Here is a 21,177-nt window from a genome sequence, read left to right as displayed (position 1 = left end):
ACTTAAATTTATAATTAATTGATTTTCAAAAGCTTGCTTTTGAAAATCTTCCTTATTTATACTTTCTTCTTTGTACTTTTTACTTTTATTTCATTTGTCCCTAAAGTCTATAAACTTTGGTATTGAGTATAAATATATATATTACAAAATTTAACAAATTTCCCTTCAATAATATTTTATATATAAAAAAATAAAAATTTTTAAAAAAAAGAAGGAAAAATGTGAAAGATATAGAATATATATAATATCGAAAGAAATTTAAGATGCATTTATCAAATATAATGAAGTATAACATTCATTTAGGAGGTTATTATTATGTCAAAAGAAACTTTAAATCCATTACAAAATGCACAAAAGCAAGTAAAAGATGCTTGCGAAAAATTAGGTCTTGAAAACTCAGTATATGAGATTTTAAAAGAGCCTTTAAAAGTTATTACAGTATCTATTCCAGTAAAAATGGACGATGGTTCTGTAAAGGTATTCAAAGGATTTAGATCTCAACATAATGATGCTGTAGGTCCAACAAAAGGTGGAGTAAGATTCCATCCAAACGTAACTGAAGATGAAGTTAAAGCATTATCTATCTGGATGACTTTCAAATGTTCTGTAACTGGTATTCCATATGGTGGAGGAAAAGGTGGAATCATCGTTGATCCAAAAGAATTATCAGAAGGAGAACTTCAAAGATTATGTAGAGGATATATAGATGCTATATATAAATTAATAGGAGAAAAAATTGACGTTCCTGCTCCAGATGTAAATACAAATGGTAAAATTATGTCTTGGTTTGCTGATGAATACAATAAATTAATAGGACATAGTGCAATGGGAACATTTACTGGTAAACCAGTAGAATTTGGTGGATCAAAAGGAAGAAACGAAGCAACTGGCTTTGGTGTTGCAGTAACTGCAAGAGAAGCTGCAAAAAAACTTAACATAAATATGAATGGAGCTAAAGTTGCTATCCAAGGTTTTGGAAATGTTGGAAGATTCACAGTTAAAAATTGTCAAAAACTTGGTGCAAAAGTAGTTGCACTTGCAGAATGGTGTAAAGAAGAAGGAACATATGCTATTTACAATGAAAATGGACTAGATTTTAAAGAAATGCAAGCATACATGAATGAACATCATAATTTATTAAATTTCCCAAATTCTAAGAGAATATCTATGGAAGAATTCTGGGGATCAAATGTAGATATATTAATTCCAGCTGCTCTTGAAAATGCAGTAACTGCTGATGTTGCTAAATTAATAAATACAAAATTAGTATGTGAAGCAGCTAATGGTCCTACAACACCAGAAGCTGATGCAATTTTAAATGAAAAAGGAATAACTGTAACTCCTGACATTTTAACAAATGCTGGTGGAGTTACTGTTTCATACTTTGAATGGGTACAAAATCTAATGGGTTATTATTGGAGTGAAAAAGAAGTAGAAGGAAAAGAAGAAAGAGCAATGATTGATGCATTTAATGCTATATGGAGTATAAAAGAAGAATACAATGTTCCAATGAGAAAAGCTGCATACATGCATTCAATTAAGAAAGTAGCTACTTCAATGAAATTAAGAGGTTGGTACTAATAGATACTATAAAATTTTAAGAATATTAAAGAGTTCTAAAGAAATTGATTCTTTAGAACTCTTTCTTTTATCTAATGAAGAAACAAATTTAACCTCTACCGTAGCTAAGCATTATTTTTTTACTGTGAAAGTTGAATAATTTAATTATTGTATTGAATAAATTACAGTATTATATTAAATTATAATAGTAAGCAAAACTAGGAGGTGGCATCTTGAAAAAAGTTGTAATAATAGGCGGTGGACCTTCAGGAATGATGGCAGCTATAACCGCTTCAGATAATAATAAAGTAATTTTATTAGATAAAAATGAAAAATTAGGTAAAAAATTATTTATAACAGGTAAAGGTAGATGTAATGTTACAAATGCTAAAGATATAAGTGATTTTTTTGAATATATACCTACTAATCCTAACTTTCTATATAGTGCTCTATATACATTTACAAATGAAAATACAATAGATTTTTTTAATTCTAGAGGTGTTAAACTAAAAACTGAAAGAGGAGATAGAATTTTCCCACAGTCAGATAAATCATCTGATATTATTAAAGCTTTAGAAAAAGAATTAAAAAGTAAAGGTGTAGAAATCAAACTTAATTCAAATGTAGAAAAGATTTTTATTGAAAACAAACAAATCGATTATATAAAACTACGTAGTGGTGAAATAATTAAAGGAGATGTATATATACTTTGTACAGGAGGATGTTCATATCCACAAACAGGTTCTAATGGTGAAGGATATAAAATTGCTAGAAGCGTTGGACATAGCATAATTGAACCTAAACCTGCACTAATTCCTATTGAATTTAAAGAACAGTGGGTAAAAGAATTACAAGGATTATCACTTAGGAATGTTGAATTTTCTATAATAAATGAAAATAAAAAAGTATTATATGAAAATTTTGGTGAAATGCTTTTTACACATTTTGGAGTTTCAGGTCCTATAGTTTTAAGTGGAAGTCGTTTCATTAATAATAAAACAAATCTAAAGGCTGTTATTAACTTAAAACCAGCGTTAAATTTTCAAGAATTAGACAATAGAGTTCAAAAGGATTTTAAGAAATATTGTAACAAAGATTTTAAAAATTCATTACAGGATTTATTACCTAAAAAAATAATAAGTACAATTATAAGATTATCAAATGTAGATGAAAATAAAAAAGTAAATCTTATAACAAAAGAAGAAAGAAAGAGATTAGTTAGAGTAATTCAAAATCTTACTTTCTCTATAAAAGGTACAAGACCAATTGCTGAAGCTATTGTTACAGTAGGAGGTATAAATACTAAAGAAATTGATCCTTCAACAATGAAATCAAAAATAATTGAAAACTTATCTTTTGCTGGAGAAGTTATTGATGTTGATGCTAATACTGGAGGATATAACATACAAATAGCTTTATCAACAGGATTTTTAGCAGGAAGTAATATTTAGACTAATATTTTTTAGTTTCATCTGTATTTTATAAAAGGAGTTTGGATATTTTTATAGAATATAAGAAATTGTGTAAAAATATTACGTATAGGTACCAAGAAAGGTGGAAGCAATTTTGAAACTAGCAATAGCAATAGACGGTCCTGCTGGAGCAGGGAAAAGTACAATAGCTAAATTAATAGCAGAAAGATATTCTTTAATGTATATAAATACTGGAGCTATGTACAGGGCTATAACATTCAAATCAATGCAAAATAGCATAAAACCTGAGGACAAAGAAGATTTATGCACATTAATGGATTCATTAGAGATGCATTTTGATGATGATAAATTAATATTAAATGGCAGAGATATAACGGATGAAATATATATGCCATCTATAAGTAATAAGGTATCTCTTTATGCTTCAATAGCTGAAGTACGAAAACAGTTAGTATATCTTCAAAGAAAGATGTCTGAAAAATATGATGTAATAATGGACGGTAGAGATATTGGTACTGTTGTGTTAAAAGATTCTAATTTAAAAATTTTCTTAACAGCTAGTGCAGAAACAAGAGCAAAAAGAAGATACAATGAATTGTTGGAGAAGGGTATTGATGTAAAATATGAAGAAATTCTTTCAGATATAGAAAAAAGAGATTATATTGATACACATAGAGAAATTACTCCTCTTATTAAAGCAGAAGATGCAATTGAAATTGATTCATCTAATATGTCAATTGAAGAAGTAGTTGATAAAATTTCTAAATATATAGATTCTATAATAAGATAGGCGGTGATTTGTTGAAAAATATAATTTTAGCCGATAAAGCAGGATTTTGTTTTGGTGTTAAAAGAGCTGTTGACATGGCTATAGAAAGCCAAGAAAAATATGGAAAGAAAGTATATACTTTAGGGCCATTGATACATAATAATGATGTTATAAATTACTTAAAGGATAAAAATATTTTTCCAATAAAATTAGAAGAAATCCATAAGTTAAATGAAGGGGATATAATAATCATTAGATCTCATGGTGTTCCTCTAGACGTAATAGAAAATTTAAAAAAGAAAAATTTGATTGTAGTTGATGCTACATGCCCTTATGTTGGCAGCATTCATCAAAAAGTAAAGCAATATAGTGAAGACAATTACCAAGTAGTAATAGTTGGTGATAAAAATCATCCAGAAGTTCAGGGGATAAATGGATGGTGTAATAATAATGCTTTAATAATTAAAGATGATATAGATACTAATTTAATATCTTCAAAGGTATGTGTGGTATCACAAACTACAGAAAAACAAGAGACATGGGAAAAAGCATTGGACATAGTAATTGAAAATTCAAAGGAAATTGCCGCTTTTAATACTATATGTAGTGCTACACATATAAGACAAAAAGCTGCTGAAGAACTTTCAAAAAAAATTGATATGATGATAGTAGTTGGTGGTCATCATAGTTCAAATACCACAAAATTATATGAGATATGTAAGAAAAACTGCTCTAATACAATACATATTGAAAATGCAAAGGAAATACCTAATGAGGTTGTTGTAGACGAAAAAATTGTTAATGTAGGTATTACCGCAGGAGCATCAACACCAGATTGGATAATAAAGGAGGTAATTGATAAAATGCAAAACAATACTATAGAAATAGATCAAAATGTTCAAATGGAATTTATGAATAACAATAATTTTAATATAGCTGTTGGAGATACATTAGATGGAAAAATAATTTCAGTTAATGAAAAAGAACTATTTATTAATATAGGTTATAAAACAGATGCGATATTACCTAAAAATGAAATGGTATTAGATGAAGATGTAGATTTAACACAAATTTTTAAAAAAGGGGAAAGTGTAAAAGCAAAAGTATTAAGCAGACAAAATTCAGATGGATTTGTTGTTTTATCACAAATAGAATTAGAAAGAGAGAAAGCATTAAAAGAAATAGAAGAATTGTGTAATTTAAAAACTTCTTTGGATATTAAAGTTAAAGATGTAGTGAAAGGTGGACTAGTAGGTTTTTATAAGAATATTAGAATATTTATTCCAGCGTCACATATAGATATACATCATGTACCACATTTGGAATCTTATATAAATAAAACTTTACAAGTAAAAATAATTGAATTTGTTAATGATAGAAAGAACTCAAAAATAGTTGCATCTCATAAAGAAATTTTAAAGGAAGAACTACAAAAATTGCAGAAAGAAACATGGACAAATTTACAAAATGGTCAAATAGTAGAGGGAGAAGTAAGAAGATTAACTAACTTTGGTGCTTTTGTTGAAGTTGGTGGTATAGATGGTCTTTTGCATATATCAGAGATATCTTGGAAAAAATTAAATAAACCAAGTGATGTACTTAAAATAGGAGATAAAGTAAAAACATTAGTTTTAAATGTTGACAAAGAAAAGGGAAAATTATCATTAAGTATTAAAAAACTTATTGAAGATCCTTGGAAAAACGTGCAAGAGAAATATCCTATAGGAAATATTGTTCTAGGAAAGATAGTTAGATTAACTAATTTTGGTGCTTTTGTTGAATTGGAGCCTGGTGTAGATGGATTGGTTCATGTTTCTAAAATTAGTCATAATAGAATTGAAAAGCCAAGTGATATACTTGAAATAGGTGAAAACGTAAAAGCTAAGATAATTGATGTTGAAGCAGAAGAGAAAAGAATAGCTTTAAGTATAAAGGAAGTTAATAATTATTAGTGTATATAAAATAAAATTATGTATATTCTAATAATGTAATAAAAAATATAATATAAAATGGCGTATAGTGGATAATAAAAGAGGAATATTAAGCAAATGTAAGAATTATATATGTTATTTTAAAAATATTGTGAGTAGTAATATTTTTTATTGACTTTTGCAGGATTTTTGATAAAATTTACTTATCGTTAATGTTATTTGATTATAACTAGGAGGTAATAATGTAAAATGAAAGGATTAGGGCGTCATATATTAGCTGAAATTTATGATTGTAAACTTGAGGTATTAAATGATAAAGAATATATAGAGAAAGTAATGGTAGAGTCAGCTTTAAAAGCAGGAGCAGAAGTGAGAGAAGTTGCTTTTCATAAATTTAGCCCACAAGGAGTTAGTGGAGTAGTAATAATATCTGAATCACACTTAACTATTCATACATGGCCAGAATTTGGCTATGCTGCAGTGGATGTATTTACATGTGGTGACACTGTTAATCCATGGGATGCATGCAATTATATGACTGAATTTTTAGGTGCAAAAAATATGACAGCTACAGAAGTTAAGAGAGGAATTATTGAAAATCCTGTTTCAGTAAAAAAAGTTTCAAATGAGTAAACAAAAATGCGGTCTAACCGCATTTTTTTATATAATAACTCAACTTTCGCAGGTAAAAAATAGCCGCTACGGTAAATGATATCTTGCTTAGAAACCTTTCACTTCAGTAACAAGTTCTAAGCTTTACTCATATTGAAAAAAGATTTTTTAATTAATATTCCGTAGGAATCAATAATTAAAAAATAACTTTTTTCAAATTCGTAAAGCTAAGAACTTGTAAACTTTGTTCAAATGTTTCTTACGCAAGATATCATTTCCCTTCGCTAAGCAGTGTTTTTTTACTGCGAAAGTTGAGATAATAAAAAAAGAGCTTTTAAAAGCTCTTTGGTGGAGGAAGATGGATTCGAACCATCGAAGCGAATCGCAACAGATTTACAGTCTGCCCCCTTTGGCCACTCGGGAATTCCTCCAAATATAAAATTATGGTGGACCTTCAGGGACTCGAACCCCGGACCTACCGGTTATGAGCCGGTTGCTCTAACCAGCTGAGCTAAAGATCCATATTTTAACGACAATTCACATTATATATGAAAAATATTTCACTGTCAATATATAATAGTAATATTTTTTATTTTCATTAATATAATCTATTAGGCAGCTATTAATTTAGGAGGATAGTATGCTTATGGATAGAAGCGTTGAATATATAAGTGAAATTAATTCAAAAGAAGAGCATATGATTAAAAACATATTAACTAGGTACAAATTTGATGTAATCCAAATTTCAAAAGTGAGAAGTGTTTATAAAATAAAAACCAATAAAGGCTATATATGCTTAAAGAAAATAAAACACGGAAAAGGTAAAGCTGAAAATGGAAGTAAACTTGTAGAAGAACTTAAGAAAAATAATTTTTTAAATACTCCTGATTTTATTAAAACTAAAGATAATAATTTGTTTATAAAATATAGAAAAGTATATTTTTATGCTACAGAGTGGATTGACGGAAAGGAATGCAATCTAAATGACATAAATGAAGCAATTAAATGTGTGCAACTTTTAGCTAAATTTCATATTGCATCTACAAATATTAATCTAAAATATCTTAAAATAAAAAATAATTTAAAGAAATGGCCTAAAATTTTCAACAAAAAATTATATGAAATGGATAGATTTAAAAAATGCATAAACAATAAAAAATTAAAAAATCAATTTGATATAAAATACTATAAGTATATAAATAGTTTTTATCATAGGGGATTAGCAGCATTGAGTTTATTAAATTCATCTAGTTACTATAAAGTATCTAAACTATATAAAAATAAAAAAACTATTTGCCATAATAGCTTTTATTACCAAAACATAATAAAAAAGGATAATAAATATTATATAATTGACTTAGATAGTGTTATTATTGATTTACCAATTAATGACTTAGGCAAATTAATTCGAAGGTTAATGTTTAAGAAAAATTATAAATGGGATTTTAATAAAGTAAAAAAAATGATTAAGGCATATACTGCGATTAATCCATTAACTAAAGAAGAACTTGAAATAATGTTATCTCTTATAATTTTTCCTCATAAATTTTGGAAGATGGGAAAGAAACGATATGTAAAACATAAAGGTTGGAGTGAAATAAGGTATATGCGTAAACTGAACAAGTTAATTGAACATGATAGTTTACAAGAGAGTTTTATGAATGATTACTTACAGTATTTAAGAGATATTGAAGATTAATGATATTGACTAATATATGGAATAATTATTATAATATGAGTATGACAAAGATATAAGAGGATATTATGTATAAGTGTGTGAAGCTTACTATGGAAGATATAGATAATTTTAGAGAATTAAATAAAATCAATGATAACTTTAATGTGTTAAATAAAAATTTTTTTGATAAATATGATAATGAAAATATGATAAAAAAAATTTTCCTTACAAAACAGGTGAATGTACTAAAAAATAAAGATGCTTACATTGGATATGTTTGGGCTAGTAAAATTGAAAAAAGTAAAATATATAATCTTAATTCTTTAAATATAATAGAAGACTATAAATTTAACATTCACCTATATAGACAATTGATAAATTCTATTGATAAAAAATATATTCTCAAGTACACTTGTGAAAAAAATTATTATAACTATTATATTTTAAATAGTTTAGGTTTTAAACAAATAGAAGGCACTATTGAATTGTTTAGAGATATAAATAATCTAATTATGTATAGGATACCTAGTAATGTTGAATTTAGATCTTTCGTTTGTAGTAAAGATGAGGAACTAAGATGCAAAGTACAAAATGATATATTCTACAATAAGGATAGAATACCTTTAACAGTGAGAGATGTATGGTATGATGAGCAGCAAAATTATTTTTATGAAAAAGGTTGTTATTTTATGAAAGTTGACAATAAGTATGTTGGGTATGGTCAAATTATTTTTGAAGATTCAATGCCCTATATAGTTAATTTTGGTATAATTAAAGAGTATAGGAATGCTGGCTATGGGAAAAATTTATTAGAATATTTAATAAATTCTTTATATAATATTGGGTTCAAAAAAGTTTTTATTAAAGTTGATTGTACAAATTATATTGCTTTAAATTTGTACGCTAAGTTAGGATTTGTATTTAATAAAGAAATATGTAAATGGCAACTAGAAAAATAAAGGCATATACTGTAAAGTTCAGTATATGCCTTTATTTTTATTTTTCGATTTTTATATATTTTTGTAAAGCTATTTTTAAAATATTCATTGCATCTTTTAGAGAATGTTGATTTAAACAATAAGAAATTCTTATTTCATCTTTTCCTAGTCCTTGAGTTGCATAAAAACCTTGTGCTGGAGCAACCATTACTGTTTTGTTATTATAATTAAAATCAGTTAATAACCATTTTGCAAAATCTTCAGCACTTTTTATTGGTAATTTTGCAATAACATAAAAAGCTCCTTTAGGTTTTTTACAAACAACTCCAGGAATTTTGCATAGATTTTCAAATAGTATATTTCTTCGTGCTTCATATTCCTTTTTTACATCGTCAAAATATTGTTTAGGAGTATTGATTAAATTTGAAGCAGCTAATTGTTCTATAGTAGGAACACAAAGTCTTGTTTGACCAAATTTTAATATTTGATGTATAAGTTCTTTATTTTTAGAAGCTACTAAACCTATTCTAGCTCCACAAGCACTATATCGTTTTGATATACTATCAATTAGTATGACTCTATCTAAAACATCTTCCATATATAAAGTAGAAGTATATTTTAAATTATCATATACAAATTCTCTATAAACTTCATCAGTAATTAAATATAAATCATGCTCTTTAACTATATCAGCAAGCATTCTTAATTCTTCATAAGTATAGACTACTCCTGTAGGGTTGCCTGGATTAGATATAAGTATTGCCCTTGTCCTAGGTGTTATTTTATTTGTTATTTCCTCTTTACTTGGTAGATGGAATCCATTTTCTGCCTTTGTTATAAAAGGAACTACATTAACTCCGGCTGAGGCAGCAAAACCATTATAATTTGTATAGAATGGTTCTGGAATAATAATTTCATCATCTTTATCAGCAATAGCCATTAAGGTGAATATTATAGCTTCACTTCCACCATTTGTAATCATCATTTCGTCTTTTTCAAAGTTAACATCCCATTTTTTATAGTATTTTATAAAGCTATCTAATAATTTATCAATTCCTTGAGAATTAGAATATTTTAGAACATTATCATGATAATGTTCTATGCCTTCAAAAAATGTCTGTGGAGTTTCAATATCAGGTTGTCCAATATTTAAGTGATATACGTCTATTCCCTTATTTTTGGCGTCTACTGCATATGGACCTAACTTACGTATAGGCGAAAATTGCATTTCTTGTACACGGTTTGATAATTTCAAAATAAACCCCCCTTGATATAAAAATCGTTTTCATTCCCTAATATAATATGATACTTTTAATAGAATATATTGTCAATTGGTATATATGTTGTTTTTATATTAATCATGTTACAATTGGCGGTCTTTTCAAAATAAGCTCTTCCAGATATACAATTGTATCGTAAACTTCTCTTTCTATCATTATCATCTTTTTCCTTGATATTATACATATTAACTCCCTCCTTTAGATTAGTATATCCAAAGGAGAGAGTTGTTAACCTTAATAATATTTTTTAATTACAGAAGCTAATCTTTTAATACCTTCAACAATATGTTCTTCATCCATAGTTGAATAATTTAATCTAAAGTGATTTTTATTTCCTCCATTAGGGAAGAATGAACCACCTGGTACAAAAGCAACATTTTGCTTTAAAGCATCTACATTAACGTCTACAGCGTCGATTCCTTCTTTTAAATTAACCCAAGTAAATAATCCACCTTTTGGATAAGTAAAGGTAATTTCTTTAGGAAAATATTTTTCCATGCTTTCAAGCATTAAATCTCTACGTTTTTTATAAACATCTATAATTTTTTTAATATGTTCATCTAAGCTATATTTTTGCATAAATTCAGCAGCTATCATTTGAGTAAAAGTATTAGCTTGAAGGTCTGCTCCTTGTTTAACCAAAATGTATTTTTGTAAGATTTCTTTAGAAGCACAAACCCATCCAATTCTAAAACCAGGACAGAATGTTTTTGAAAAAGTACCTAGAGTTATAACATAACCTTCTTTATCAAAGCTTTTTACACAAGGATATGGTTTGCCTTCAAAAATAAGTTCTCCATATGGACTATCTTCTATTATAGGAATCTTATATTTAGCACCTATTTCTGCTAATTTTTTTCTTCTTTCTATAGACATAGTTTTTCCGCTTGGATTTTGAAAGTCGGGAATAGTATAAATCATTTTTGTATTAGGATTATTTTTTATTGCTTCTTCTAGTTTATCCATTTGCATACCATCATCATCCATTGGTATTTCTACAAATTTAGGTTCATAAGCTTTGAAAGCATTTAAAGCACCTAAATAGCTAGGACTTTCACAAATGATTACATCATCCTTATTTACAAAAAGTTTAGCAGAAAATTCTAATGCTTGTTGTGAACCATTAGTTATCAATATGTTCTCTATAGTGGTATTTACTCCGTTTTTAGCCATTCTTTCATTGACAATTATCTCTCTAAGTGGAGCATAACCTTCAGTAGTACTGTACTGTAATGCTATTTCACCTTTTTCTTCCAGAACTTGTTTAGTTACTTCTTCTATTCTTTTAATAGGAAATAACTCTGGAGCTGGTAATCCTCCAGCAAATGAAATAACTTCTGGCTTTTGAGTCAATTTAAGCAATTCTCTGATTTCTGATGCTTTAAGTTTAGATGTTCTGTCTGAAAATTCCACGTTCATTAATACACCCCCATGATTTTATATATCTAGTACATTGATATATATTCTATGCATTTTTTAAAAATCCTTTAGAATTATGTATAAAATGAAAAAAATATTTCAAATATTGAATATAAATGTATTTGATTTATCATTTTTACAAATGTTTAGCTTATTTATAAAATTTATATTTAATATTAAATTTAAAATATTTTAAAAATACAATGAATTTTAAAGTATAAAATGAAGAAAAATGCATAACATACAATATTTAATATATTTCATATTATTACTTTTTATGTAATAATATATTTTCATTATACAAAAAACTTTTAAAAATCTTATAAATTATATATAATAAAGTAAGTACTAAATAAATTTACGTAAAAGGAGAAGTTAAATATGAAAGAAATGTTACAACAAACTTATTATGTTGAAACTTGGGGATGTCAAATGAATGAAGAAGATTCAGAAAAATTATCAGGCATGCTTAGAAGTATGGGATACAATAGAACTTTCAATAAAGAGGATGCTGATATTATTATATATAATACTTGTTGTGTTAGAGAAAATGCAGAACAAAAAGTATTTGGTCATTTAGGTACATTAAAGAAATTAAAGAAGGAAAAACCTAATTTAATAATTGCAGTAACAGGATGTATGGTTCAACAAAAAGGAATGGCTGAAAAGATATCTAAGAAATTTCCTCATGTAGATATTTTAATAGGCACTCATAATTCTTATAGATTTCCAGAATATTTAAAAAGAATACAAGAAGGAGAAAAACAAATTATAGATATCTGGCAAAAAGAAGGAGAAATAGTTGAAGGTATACCTATAGATAGAAAAAGTGATGTAAAAGCTTTTGTTACAATTATGTATGGATGTAATAATTTTTGTACTTATTGTATAGTTCCATATGTTAGAGGACGTGAAAGAAGTAGAACTCCTGAAGATATCGAAAAAGAAATAAAAGACTTGATAGCAAAAGGATATAAAGAAATTACACTTCTTGGACAGAATGTAAATTCATATGGTAAGGGACTTGAAGGAAACATTACATTTGCAAAATTATTAGAGCGTTTAGATAAAATAAAAGGTCTTGAGAGATTAAGATTTATGACTTCACATCCAAAAGATTTATCTCAAGATGCAATTGATGTTATTGCTAAAGGAAGAACTTTATGTGAACATATACATTTACCAGTTCAATCTGGTTCATCAAGTTTATTAAAGAGAATGAATAGACATTATACTAAAGAACAATATCTAGATTTAGTTAAAAGAATAAAAGAAGCTATTCCTGAAGCTGCTTTAAGTACAGATATAATAGTAGGATTCCCTGGAGAAACTGAAGAAGATTTTGAAGAAACTTTAAATCTTATGCGAGAAGTTGAATATGACTCTGCATTTACATTTTTATATTCAATAAGAAAAGGAACTCCAGCAGCAGAATATGAAGAACAAGTTCCTGAAAAAACTAAGCATGATCGTTTTAATAGACTTGTTAAAGTAGTAAATGAAATTACAGCAAAGAAAAACAAAGCATACCAAGATAAAGTTGTTGAGGTTTTAGTAGAAGGACCTAGTAAAAACGATGAAAGTATGCTTATGGGAAGAACACGTACTGGTAAATTAGTTAATTTTGATGGGAACAAAGATGATATTGGAAAACTAATTAATGTAAAAATAATAAAAGCTCAAACATTTTCTTTATTGGGAAAAAAGATAGTTAGTGAATAGTTTTATGTGTTATTGACAGAATAGAAAAAAGCTCTTTTAAAGGAGCTTTTTTCAGATTATCAACATTTCAAGGAGGTGTAGTGCTGTGGGATTAACACCTATGATGAAACAGTACTTAGAGGTAAAAGAAAAATGTAAGGATTGTATATTGTTTTTTAGATTAGGAGATTTTTATGAAATGTTTTTTGAAGATGCTGAAAAAGCGTCTAAAGAATTAGAATTAGTTCTTACAGGAAGAGATTGCGGATTAGAAAAAAGAGCTCCTATGTGTGGTATTCCATATCATGCAGCCAATACATATATAAGCAAACTAGTAAGTAGAGGGTATAAAATAGCCATTTGTGAACAACTGGAAGATCCATCACAAGCTAAAGGGATAGTTAAGAGAGATATAATAAAAATAATAACTCCCGGTACATATACAGATTCATCTTTTCTTACTGATAAGGAAAATAATTTTATTATGAGTTTATATATAGATGAAAAGTATACAGAGGTAGGAATTTGTTTTGCGGATATATCTACAGGTGAATTTAATTGTACAAATTGTGAGTATGATGAATCAACAATATTAGATGAAATTTCAAAATTTGAACCAAGAGAAATATTAATACAAGATACATTAGATGATAGTATACTATCCAAAATAAAAGAACGTTTTGTTACAGCTTTTTCAAAGAGCGATAATAATTTTTTTGTTAGCGATGCTTTAAATAATATACATACACAGTTTTCGAATTTTGATTTAGATAAAATACCACAAGCATTAATTAATGCATCTAATGGTCTTCTTAAATATATTAATGAAACTCAAAAGATAAATTTATCAAATATTAATGAAATAAACTATTATAGTATTGTTGATTACTTAAGTATAGATATAAATTCAAGAAGGAACTTAGAACTTACTGAGACATTAAGGGAAAAGAGTAGAAAAGGTTCTTTGCTTTGGGTTGTAGATAAGACTAATACAGCTATGGGTGCTAGAGAATTAAGAAAATGGATAGAACAGCCTCTTATAAATAAGAGTAAAATTCAAAATAGATTAGATAGTGTTGAAGAACTTATACGTAATATATCACTTCATAAAGATTTAAAGGAAGCATTAAAAAGTATATATGATATTGAAAGATTAGCAGGAAAGGTTTCTTCTAAAAGTATAAATGCTAGAGAAATGATATCTTTAAAAAACTCATTAGAAAGAATTCCTGATGTAAAGTTTATATTAAGAAATTTTAACAGCAAACTATTAAATCAAATGTATAACAATTTAGATGAACTTAAAGATATATATAATTTAATAAACAATTCAATAAGTGATAATCCTTCTTTATCTGTAAAGGAAGGTAATATAATAAAAGATGGTTATGATAAAAGAATTGATGAGTTAAGAAATGCTAAAAAACACGGTAAAGAATGGATTGTGAAATTAGAGAGTAGTGAAAAAGAGACAACTGGTATAAAATCTTTAAAAATTAGTTATAATAAAGTGTTTGGATATTTTATAGAAGTGCGAAAAACAAATTTAGAATTAGTTCCAGAGGATAGATATATACGAAAACAAACTCTAGCAAATTCTGAAAGATATATAACACCTGAACTTAAACAAATTGAAGAGAAATTACTTGGTGCCGAAGAAAAACTAACGGAATTAGAATATACGTTATTTGTACAGATAAGAGATGAAATTGAAAAACACATACATAGGCTAAAAAACACAGCTAAAATTATAGCTAAACTGGATTGTTTAAGTTCTTTAGCTGCAGTTGCTTTAGATAATAATTATTGTAAACCAGAACTTAATACTGAAGGATTTATTTCTGTAGAAAGTGGAAGACATCCTGTAGTAGAAAAAATGATTCCTGTTGGAACGTTTATTGAAAATAATACTGATTTGAATGATAAAGATAATCAACTGCTTATAATTACAGGACCTAATATGGCGGGTAAATCTACTTATATGAGACAAGTAGCTTTAATTGTATTAATGGCTCAAATAGGAAGTTTTGTGCCAGCTAAAAAAGCTAATATATCAATATGTGATAAGATATTTACGAGAATAGGGGCTTCTGATGATTTGGCTTCTGGAAAAAGTACATTTATGGTAGAAATGTCTGAGGTATCAAATATTTTAAAAAATGCTACAAATAAAAGTTTAATTTTGCTTGATGAAGTTGGTAGAGGAACAAGTACTTATGATGGACTCAGCATTGCTTGGTCAGTTATAGAATATATATGTAAAAATAAGAATTTGAGAAGTAAGACTCTTTTTGCTACTCATTATCATGAACTTACAACCTTAGAAGGAAAGATTGAAGGAGTAAAAAATTATTGTGTAAGTGTAAAAAAAGTAGGAAGTGATATTGTATTTCTTCGTAAAATTATTCCTGGAGGAGCAGATCAATCTTATGGTATAGAGGTTGCAAAATTAGCTGGACTTCCTACTGAAGTTTTAAGTAGAGCTAGAGATATATTAGATGAATTAGAAGAAAATAAATCTAATGAGGATAAAAATAAAATTAATAAAGTTATAGAACACAATTGTAATGAAGAATATAATTCTTGCGATAAAAAAGATAAGCCTGAAAAAAATAAAAACATTGTAGTAAAAGAAGCTGCAGTGGATAAAGTTTATCATGAAGATGAAACAAAATCAGAGCCAATTCAGATTTCTTTTTCAGATTTAGAAAAAAATGAATTGTTAGAGTATATAAAACAAATAGATATATTAAATTTAACACCTATGGATGGATTTAATGAACTATATAAAATAGTAAAAAAGTCAAAGATGCTGTAAAGAGGTGAAGACATGAAGAGAATAAATCTATTAGATGAATCAACTTCAAATAAAATTGCTGCAGGTGAAGTAATTGAAAGGCCTTTTTCTGTTGTAAAAGAATTATTAGAAAATAGTATAGATGCAAAATCTAAAAATATTACTATCGAAATTAAAGAGGGCGGACAAAAGTATATAAAAATTATAGATAATGGGCACGGCATACATCCAGATGACATTGAAAAAGCTTTTATGCCTCATGCAACAAGTAAAATTAAAACTTCAGAGGATATTTTTAAAGTTAGTACATTAGGTTTTAGGGGGGAAGCTTTAGCTAGTGTTGCCTCTGTATCTAAAACTTATATGAAAACTAGAGTTGAAGATATTAATTATGGAAAAGAAATTTATATATGTGGAGGCAACATAGAATATATTAAGGATGCAGGGCTTAATGTTGGTACTTCTATAGAAGTAAAAGATTTATTTTTTAATGTGCCTGCAAGACAGAAATTTTTAAAGTCTTCTCAAAGAGAATCTGCACTTATTTCTGATATAGTTACTAGATTGGCATTAGCTAATTCAGATATATCCTTTAAGTTACACAGTAATGATAGAAAAGTGTTATCTACCTATGGAAATAACGAATTATGTGATACTATAAGGGAATTATACGGAAAAAGTACTTATGATAACATAATTAGTTTTGAGGGACACTCGGATATTGCAACTGTATATGGATATATAGGTAATGCTGAAATAAGCAGAAAGAGTAGAAATAAGCAAACTATATTTGTAAATAAAAGATATATTAAGAGTGGTTTAATTACAGCAGCAGTAGAGAATGCTTTTAAATCATTTTTAACAGTAAATAAGTTCCCGTTTTTTGTATTGTTTTTAGATATATATCCTGAATTTATAGATGTAAATGTACATCCAACTAAATCTGAAATTAAAATTAGTTGTGATAGACATATTTATAAGCTGGTTTTTGATACAGTACATAAAGCTATTGCAGAAAGTTTAAAGGATTCTTTTTATATTCCTACGGATGATATTGAAGATGAAAAGTCTAATAAGTCAATATTTATTGATGATAAAATAACTAATGAGCAAATACCTATAGATTTAAAGTCACATAAAGTTATTAAAGAAGATGACGATAAAATAAATAATTTTCAAAGTACAGATGATAAAAAAGTAGGTGTTAAATGTGATCATGTAGGTAAATTAGATTTCAATAATGAAAAAGAAACTACTTATGTAGGAAATAGTAATGCATATGTTAAGGATAATGTGTATAATAAAGTGAAAAAAGATGATATCATTAACAATGAGAAATTTAATTTTAATAAACAATCATATAATCCCTCGATAGATTTAGTAAAAGAAGAAAGTAGTGTTGAAACTGATTATACTGAAAAATTTCCGGAGTTAAATGTAATTGGTCAATTTAATAAGTCTTATATTTTAGCTCAATACAACAGCGAATTATATATTATAGACCAACATGCTGCTCATGAAAAAATTCTATTTGAAAAATATAAAAAAGAAATTTTGAAACAGAAAGTAGTTTCTCAAGTATTAATTACTCCATTAATATTAGAGTTGAGTAATGAAGATTTTGTATATTACACTGAGAATGAGAAAATATTTAAAGAAATAGGTTTTGATATAGAAATTTTTAGTGATAACTCTCTTTATATAAGAGAAGTTCCTACACTATTGGGAGACACTAATTTTAAAGAACTATTTTTTACTATAGTAGATAATTTAAAAGCTATGGGTAGTGGAAAAACTGATGAAATTAAATATCATAAAATAGCAACCTTAGCTTGTAAGGCTGCAGTGAAAGCTAATAATAAATTAACAGACATAGAGATGAAAGCATTAATTAATGATTTGAGATTTATTGATGAACCTTTCACTTGTCCTCATGGAAGGCCTACAATTATAAAGATTACACTTAACGAGCTTGAAAAGAAATTTAAAAGAATTCAATAGAAAAGGTGATTGACGTGAAAGATTTACTCATAATAGCAGGCCCCACAGCAGTAGGGAAAACCAATATTTCTATAAAACTTGCGCAAGAACTTAATGGAGAAATTGTTTCTTCAGATTCTATGCAAATATATAAGCATATGGATATAGGTTCAGCAAAAATTACTGAAGAAGAGATGCAAGGCATTCCGCACCACATGATAGATATAATTGAGCCTAGTAAAAATTTTAGTGTGGCTGAATTTAAAGAGTTAGCTGAAGAAAACATTAATAACATACTTAATAAAGGAAAATATCCTATGCTGGTTGGTGGAACTGGATTGTATATAAACTCAGTAATATTTAACTATACTTTTACACAAACACATAAAGATGAAAATTATAGAAAAAGTCTTCAGTGCCTTGCAGATGAAAAAGGTAAGGAATATGTTCATAATCTTTTAAAAGATATAGATCCTGAATCTTATGAAAGGCTTTATCCTAATGATTTAAAAAGAGTTATTAGGGCTTTAGAAGTTTATAAAAATACTGGAAAAACTATAAGTGAATTTACTAAAGAGCAAGAAAAAACGCTTTATGATATTCCATATAACATACATTATTTTGTACTTAACATGGACAGGGCTAAACTTTATGATAGAATAAACAAGAGAGTTGATATTATGTTAGAGCAGGGATTAATAGATGAAGTTATAAAATTAAAGGAAATGGGTTATACTTCAAATATGCAGTCAATGAAAGGAATTGGATATAAGGAAATACTTCATTATTTAGATGGAGAAATTTCATTAGAAGAAGCTGTATATTTAATAAAAAAAGGAAGTAGAAATTATGCAAAGCGTCAACTTACATGGTTCAGAAAAGATCCTAGAGCTATTTGGATAAATAAAGATGAATTTTGCAATGAAGATGAAATAATTCAATATATAATTGAAAATATAAAAAAAGTTTAGGCATTTTTAATCTAAATAAAAGGATTTTTTAAAAATTTATAGAATCAATAACAATAAGGCTTAAGGAGGTTGAGTTAAAGATGAGCAAAAACAATAATAACTTACAGGATATTTTCTTAAATAGTGCGAGAAAAAATAGAATTCCAGTTACAATATATTTAACTAATGGATTTCAACTAAAGGGTCATGTAAAAGGATTCGATAGTTTTATAGTTGTATTAAGTAGCGACGGAAAGCAAATGATGATATATAAACATGCTATATCAACAATTACTCCATTAAAACCAGTTTTATTTAATCAAGAAAATACAGAAGGATAGGCATTAAGTTGCCTATTCTTTTTTTATGTGCTAATATGAATAAGGATTTTATTGTTAGGAGGTTATTAATTAATGATAGATAAAACTAAAGAATTATTAAAAAAACAGTATAATATAAGTGATTATGTTTTAGGAATATATGAAAAAGCACTAAAAGATGTTTCTTCACAATTTGAAAAACTAAATGAGATAAGAGAATACAATCAAATTAAAGTATTAAATGCTTTTCAAGAAGAAAGAATAAGTGATACTCATTTCACTAATTCAACTGGATATGGTTATGGAGATATTGGAAGAGATACTTTAGATAAAGTTTATGCTAAAATATTTAATACTGAAAGTGCACTTGTTAGGCCTCATTTTGTAAATGGTACTCATGCTATTGCAGCTGCTTTATTTGGCAATTTAAGACCTAATGATACTATGGTTTCAGTATGTGGAACACCATATGATACTCTTCATGATGTTATTGGTATAAATAAAGATGATAATAAAGGTTCTTTAAAAAACTTTGGTGTAAAATATAAACAATTAGAGTTAACAAATGAAGGAAAAATAAATTTAAATGAATTAAAAAAAATGTTAAATGAAGATGAAAGTATTAAATTAGTACATATTCAAAGGTCAGCAGGTTATGGATGGAGAAAATGTTTATCTATAGCAGACATTAAAGAGACTGTTGATACTATAAAGAGTGTAAGAAAAAATATTATTTGTTTTATAGATAATTGTTATGGAGAATTTGTTGAAACTTGTGAACCAACAGATGTAGGAGCGGATTTAATAGCTGGTTCTTTAATTAAAAATATAGGGGGAGGAATTGCTCCAACTGGTGGATATATAGCTGGTAAAAAGGAATATGTGGAACAAGCTTCTTATAGACTTACTATTCCTGGAATAGGGGGAGAGTGTGGTTCAACTTTTGGAGTTATGAGATTATTTTATCAAGGATTATTTTTAGCACCACACATTTCTATGGAAGCTTTAAAAGGAGCTATATTATGTTCTAGAATAATGGAACTAGCAGGTTTTGAAGTTTTACCTAAGTATGATGATGAAAGAAGCGATATAATTCAAGCGATAAAATTTAATGATAAAGATAAGTTAATAAAATTCTGTAAGGGTATACAAAAGGGATCTCCAATTGATTCATTTGTAGAATGTGAACCATGGGATATGCCAGGATATGATGATCAAGTAATAATGGCAGCTGGAGCGTTTGTCCAAGGAGCTTCTATAGAATTATCAGCGGATGCACCTATAAGAGAGCCTTACATAGCATACTTACAAGGTGGACTTACTTTTGATCATTCTAAGATTGCCATACTAGTAGCATTATCAAAAGTTTTGAACAATTAATGCAAGACTAGCAGTAAGAGGTAAATCTAAACTCCGATAAATAATATATTGCTACAAAACCGTTAACTGCATAAAGTAATTCTAAGCTCTAAAAATTTAACTTTGCTAAAAAACTCAAACTCGCTACACTCAAACAATGAGTTTTTCTTAACGCAAAGTTGAATTTTTAGAGCAAGAATTACTAATTATTTGTTAAAATAGTTTTTACGCAATATATTATTTATCTACGTTATAGTTACTTCTATTCTGTAAAAGTTGAATTATCAAATGATGTCTTCTATATTATATAGATATTTACCACAGGGAAAAAGGTTTAGCAGAATAATTGAAAATAAGGTATAAGAACAGGGAATCTTTAAAGATAGTGAATAATTATCGTTAAAAAATTCCTTATCTTATACTTTTTTATTTGCGTGTTTAAGAAATAGA

Annotated in this window: 16 protein-coding genes and 2 tRNA genes; 13 read left to right on the top strand and 5 right to left on the bottom strand. The window is 27.3% G+C overall.

All coding sequences use genetic code 11. The features are described 5' to 3' along the window. The first annotated feature begins 315 nt into the window (after positions 1-315). From ACFIJ5_RS09810 to speD, 5 genes are all read left to right on the top strand, one after another. The gene (locus ACFIJ5_RS09810; RefSeq protein WP_379806498.1) at positions 316-1,581 is read left to right on the top strand and encodes a Glu/Leu/Phe/Val family dehydrogenase; all 1,266 of its coding nucleotides are present in this window, start codon (positions 316-318) and stop codon (positions 1,579-1,581) included. A 212-nt stretch (positions 1,582-1,793) separates the two neighbouring features. Further along, a complete protein-coding gene (locus tag ACFIJ5_RS09805; RefSeq protein ID WP_379806496.1) occupies positions 1,794-3,011 on the top strand; it encodes a BaiN/RdsA family NAD(P)/FAD-dependent oxidoreductase in 1,218 nt (405 codons plus the stop codon). A 115-nt stretch (positions 3,012-3,126) separates the two neighbouring features. After that, on the top strand, positions 3,127-3,783 hold the full coding sequence (gene cmk / locus ACFIJ5_RS09800) for a (d)CMP kinase (protein WP_379806494.1): 657 nt from the start codon (positions 3,127-3,129) through the stop codon (positions 3,781-3,783). 11 nt (positions 3,784-3,794) lie between these two features. Further along, positions 3,795-5,714, top strand: coding sequence for a bifunctional 4-hydroxy-3-methylbut-2-enyl diphosphate reductase/30S ribosomal protein S1 (locus ACFIJ5_RS09795; protein WP_379806492.1), 1,920 nt, complete (start codon positions 3,795-3,797; stop codon positions 5,712-5,714). A 228-nt stretch (positions 5,715-5,942) separates the two neighbouring features. Next, entirely contained in the window at positions 5,943-6,326 is a 384-nt protein-coding gene (gene speD, locus ACFIJ5_RS09790) for an adenosylmethionine decarboxylase (protein ID WP_379806490.1), read from the top strand. A 325-nt stretch (positions 6,327-6,651) separates the two neighbouring features. Here speD and ACFIJ5_RS09785 read toward each other — a convergent pair. Together ACFIJ5_RS09785 and ACFIJ5_RS09780 are read right to left on the bottom strand one after the other, a co-directional pair. After that, positions 6,652-6,736 (bottom strand) — tRNA-Tyr (locus tag ACFIJ5_RS09785). Positions 6,737-6,749: 13 nt separating this feature from the next. Then, a tRNA-Ile gene (locus ACFIJ5_RS09780) sits at positions 6,750-6,826 on the bottom strand. Positions 6,827-6,951: 125 nt separating this feature from the next. Here ACFIJ5_RS09780 and ACFIJ5_RS09775 point away from each other — a divergent pair. Together ACFIJ5_RS09775 and ACFIJ5_RS09770 are read left to right on the top strand one after the other, a co-directional pair. Further along, complete coding sequence (locus tag ACFIJ5_RS09775; protein WP_379806488.1) at positions 6,952-8,004, top strand: CotS family spore coat protein; 1,053 nt, start codon at positions 6,952-6,954, stop codon at positions 8,002-8,004. Between the two features lie 65 nt (positions 8,005-8,069). Continuing rightward, positions 8,070-8,942 carry a GNAT family N-acetyltransferase gene (locus ACFIJ5_RS09770; protein WP_379806486.1) on the top strand — a complete coding sequence of 291 codons (873 nt, stop codon included), beginning with the start codon at positions 8,070-8,072 and terminating at the stop codon, positions 8,940-8,942. Positions 8,943-8,979: 37 nt separating this feature from the next. Here ACFIJ5_RS09770 and ACFIJ5_RS09765 read toward each other — a convergent pair whose 3' ends face one another. Genes ACFIJ5_RS09765 through ACFIJ5_RS09755 form a run of 3 tightly spaced genes read right to left on the bottom strand, consistent with a single transcriptional unit; the run spans position 8,980 to position 11,620 of the window. Further along, the gene (locus ACFIJ5_RS09765) at positions 8,980-10,176 is read right to left on the bottom strand and encodes a pyridoxal phosphate-dependent aminotransferase (RefSeq protein WP_379806484.1); all 1,197 of its coding nucleotides are present in this window, start codon (positions 10,174-10,176) and stop codon (positions 8,980-8,982) included. Positions 10,177-10,232: 56 nt separating this feature from the next. After that, entirely contained in the window at positions 10,233-10,385 is a 153-nt protein-coding gene (locus ACFIJ5_RS09760; protein WP_379806483.1) for a hypothetical protein, read from the bottom strand. 50 nt (positions 10,386-10,435) lie between these two features. Beyond that, on the bottom strand, positions 10,436-11,620 hold the full coding sequence (locus tag ACFIJ5_RS09755) for an aminotransferase-like domain-containing protein (protein WP_379806481.1): 1,185 nt from the start codon (positions 11,618-11,620) through the stop codon (positions 10,436-10,438). 381 nt (positions 11,621-12,001) lie between these two features. On the opposite strand from ACFIJ5_RS09755, the gene miaB reads away from it, so the two are divergent. From miaB to ACFIJ5_RS09725, 6 genes are all read left to right on the top strand, one after another. Continuing rightward, on the top strand, positions 12,002-13,342 hold the full coding sequence (miaB, locus tag ACFIJ5_RS09750; protein WP_379806479.1) for a tRNA (N6-isopentenyl adenosine(37)-C2)-methylthiotransferase MiaB: 1,341 nt from the start codon (positions 12,002-12,004) through the stop codon (positions 13,340-13,342). Between the two features lie 85 nt (positions 13,343-13,427). Continuing rightward, positions 13,428-16,139, top strand: a complete 2,712-nt coding sequence (gene mutS, locus ACFIJ5_RS09745; RefSeq protein ID WP_379806477.1) for a DNA mismatch repair protein MutS — start codon at positions 13,428-13,430, stop codon at positions 16,137-16,139. A 12-nt stretch (positions 16,140-16,151) separates the two neighbouring features. Beyond that, on the top strand, positions 16,152-18,119 hold the full coding sequence (mutL, locus tag ACFIJ5_RS09740) for a DNA mismatch repair endonuclease MutL (RefSeq protein ID WP_379806475.1): 1,968 nt from the start codon (positions 16,152-16,154) through the stop codon (positions 18,117-18,119). A gap of 14 nt (positions 18,120-18,133) precedes the next feature. After that, entirely contained in the window at positions 18,134-19,069 is a 936-nt protein-coding gene (gene miaA, locus ACFIJ5_RS09735; RefSeq protein WP_379806473.1) for a tRNA (adenosine(37)-N6)-dimethylallyltransferase MiaA, read from the top strand. An 80-nt stretch (positions 19,070-19,149) separates the two neighbouring features. After that, entirely contained in the window at positions 19,150-19,389 is a 240-nt protein-coding gene (hfq, locus tag ACFIJ5_RS09730; protein WP_379806471.1) for an RNA chaperone Hfq, read from the top strand. A 72-nt stretch (positions 19,390-19,461) separates the two neighbouring features. Next, positions 19,462-20,748 carry a methionine gamma-lyase family protein gene (locus ACFIJ5_RS09725; protein WP_379806469.1) on the top strand — a complete coding sequence of 429 codons (1,287 nt, stop codon included), beginning with the start codon at positions 19,462-19,464 and terminating at the stop codon, positions 20,746-20,748. Positions 20,749-21,177 lie beyond the last annotated feature (429 nt).

This window comes from Haloimpatiens myeolchijeotgali, from assembly GCF_042688525.2.
Taxonomy (GTDB): Bacteria; Bacillota; Clostridia; order Clostridiales; family Clostridiaceae; genus Haloimpatiens.
The sequence above is the reverse complement of the archived record's forward strand: the minus strand, read 5'-3'. Positions and strand labels throughout refer to the sequence as shown.